The sequence below is a fragment of the Asticcacaulis sp. genome (assembly GCF_027484505.1).
Taxonomy (GTDB): Bacteria; Pseudomonadota; Alphaproteobacteria; order Caulobacterales; family Caulobacteraceae; genus Asticcacaulis.
On the sequence record NZ_JAIXSV010000155.1, the window covers coordinates 1 to 2,889 of the forward strand.

Consider the following 2,889-nt stretch of genomic DNA (forward strand, 5'->3'; position numbering starts at 1 on the left):
ACCGGGGTGCCGTCGGCGCCAAACGCCTCGGTTCCCCGGTGGCGGCCTATTTAGCGCGGATGCGCCCATATGCCAAGGGGGGATATGGCATGACGGGTAAGCGCGAGGGCGATGGGGACGGCTGGCGGCGCCATGGGCGTGAGTGCCGATCCTTCATTGTGCCAATTAATAATACTATTGACGCTATTGATCGTGGCTGATACCCTTTGGAAATTATCAGAAAATCCATGACAAAATTTGCTAATGTTATTCGTAGAGAAAAGTCGAATTATAGAAAAATAGATACGGCTTTGATTTTACCCTGTGTTGATCAATTGTCTTCTTAACTACTTACCTGTTGCTCAATGAGCGACATGAGGGGGAAGAATGTCTGGTGGTCACGAACATCATTCTCACTCTGGTGGTTTCTATTGCCAGGGCGACGGCTTTAGTCGTCGTCAGTTCCTGGCCGGTCTGGCAGGGTCGACAGCGCTGATGATGGCGGGTCTACCGGTGCGTGCAGCGACAGCCATGTCTTGCTGCGATAGCGTCGTACCTGACCGGGTTGTAATGCTCGGTGGGCGGACCTGGCTGTTGAACCGCACGGCGGGCGTCGCCAAAACAGCGTGGCGAAAGGTCAGCGGACCTGGGGAGGTAGTGATCACCGACCCCACCGCTGCCGAGACAACGGCTACCGTATCCGTACCCGGCGACTATGTCTTGGAACTTGCCAGCACGGATGGCACCGGGACACAGACCCGGCAGTTCCGCCTTCGCGGTGAAGTACCACCGCCGCGCGAACGGTTGGAGGTTGTCTATACCGGCCCCTATGACATTGACAGCCCATTGCTGAAGGCACGTAGCCGCGCGCTGATCGTCAATTGGCTGCCCCATTGCATCCACTATCTGGAACGCACCGACCTGCCAGACGGGAAGGGCGGGATCGACAATTTTGTTGAGGCCGCGAAAGCACTGCGCGGTGAACCGCACGCTGCGCACAAGGGCTATGTGTTCTCGAACGCCTATGTGTTGCAGACTATCGAGGCGATGTGCATCGCGCAGATGGTCAACCCGCAGGGCGATGCGGCGATTGAGGCGGCGCAGGCGCAGATCCGTGCCGCCCTTGACCGCTGGATCCCCATTGTGCTGGCAGCGCAGGAGCCGGATGGCTATCTGCAGACAGCCTTTACCCTGGCTGACCGCGCGGCTTGGCCAGAACGCTGGATGCCGGCGCATCGTGCTGACCACGAAGGCTATGTGGCGGGTTACTTCCTTGAAGCCGCCATTGTGCATCACGGTGTGACCGGCGGGGGTGATCAGCGGCTTTACCAGGCAGCCCGGAAGCTGGCGGACTGCTGGGTCGCAAATATCGGACCGGGCAAGAAGGTCTGGTATGATGGCCATCAGGAAATGGAACAGGCCTTGATCCGCTTTGGCCGCTTTGTGAATGACATTGAAGGGGGCGGCCAGGGAGACAAATATATCAGCTTGGCGCGATTCCTGATGGACCAGCGACAGGGCGGTGGGGAATATGATCAAAGCCACCTGCCGCCGACCCAGCAATATGAAGCCGTCGGTCACGCTGTCCGCGCTACCTACCTCTATTCCGCCATGGCCGATATGGCGGCGGAAACCCATGATATCGATTATCAGAGTGCCGTGATGTCCCTGTGGGACAATATGGTCAACAAGAAATACTACGTCACCGGCGGTATTGGCAGCGACCATAAGTCCGAAGGATTCGGCCCTAATTATGCTCTGAACAATGACGGCTACTGTGAAACCTGTTCCAGCTGTGGCCTGATATTTTTTCAGTATAAGCTGAATCTTGCTTATCACGACGCCCGGTTTGCGGATCTTTATGAAGGCACGCTCTACAATGCCCTGTTGGGCGCCATTGATATGGAGGGCAGGAGCTACACCTACACCAACCCGCTATTGAATACCGAACGGGCCAAGTGGCACTCTTGCCCCTGCTGTATAAGCAATATTACCCGCATCCTTCTAATGATGCCCACCTGGACTTATATGAAGGGTCAAGACGCGCTCTATGTGAACCTGTTCGTCGGCTCCAAGGTGAATGTCGGTATCGTGGCCGGTACAGAGGTGGAGATGGTGCAGCAGACCAACTATCCCTGGGAGGGGACTGTAGAGATGGTGGTCAAGCCCAAGCATTCCACGACCTTCGCTCTCCATATCCGGGTGCCGCGCTGGAACCAGAGTCAGCTTTACCGGGCGGACATTGCCCAGCCCGCTCTTTCCACTGTCAAGATCAATGGCAAGGCACAGTTGGTGACGGTTGAGAAGGGCTACGCTGTCATCACTCGGCAATGGCAGGCCGGCGACAAGGTGAGTTTCGACCTGCCGATGGTTCCGCAACGCCTGACCTGTGATGAGCGGGTAGAGGCGAACCGGGGCCGAGTGGCGCTGGCCTATGGCCCTCTGATCTATAATGTGGAGACGGTGGACCAGCCGGATATCAGCAAGCCCCTTGGACCGGCCCCCTTAAAGCCCGAATGGCGACCTGACTTGCTGCAAGGAGTGGTCGCGCTGACGGGGCAATGGGGCGATGGAATGCCGCTGCTGGCCGTTCCCCATTTCGCCCGGATGAACCGCACCGGAAAGCCAGTGCCTGAATTCCCCACTGATCCGGAACTGGTGACGACCCCCCAATCGCAGGTCTGGATCACCGCCACGGCCTGAACATTTTGAGGGTGCATAAAGAAAAACCCCGCCAGGATCGCTCCCGGCGGGGTCTCTTTCAACCTTGAACGGTCGGGCCTGGATCAGGCGGCGGCTTCTTCGCCGTCCTCGTCCTTCACCAGCACCGGGCCGCTGTCCTTGCCCTTGGCGGCCACGTCGCGGTCAACGAACTCGATGACGGCCATCGGGGCGTTGTCGCCGTAGCGG

2 protein-coding genes and 1 pseudogene are annotated in these 2,889 nt (G+C 58.2%); 2 read left to right on the forward strand and 1 reads right to left on the reverse strand.

The features are described from left to right. The coding region (locus Q0072_RS09880; RefSeq protein WP_298329186.1) for a hypothetical protein at positions 1-200 on the forward strand (200 nt) is incomplete at its 5' end. Between the two features lie 166 nt (positions 201-366). After that, positions 367-2,682 carry a beta-L-arabinofuranosidase domain-containing protein gene (locus tag Q0072_RS09885; RefSeq protein ID WP_298329189.1) on the forward strand — a complete coding sequence of 772 codons (2,316 nt, stop codon included), beginning with the start codon at positions 367-369 and terminating at the stop codon, positions 2,680-2,682. An 83-nt stretch (positions 2,683-2,765) separates the two neighbouring features. Here the strand turns inward: Q0072_RS09885 and Q0072_RS09890 are convergent. Next, positions 2,766-2,889, reverse strand: a pseudogene (locus Q0072_RS09890) (50S ribosomal protein L17); the annotation flags it as partial.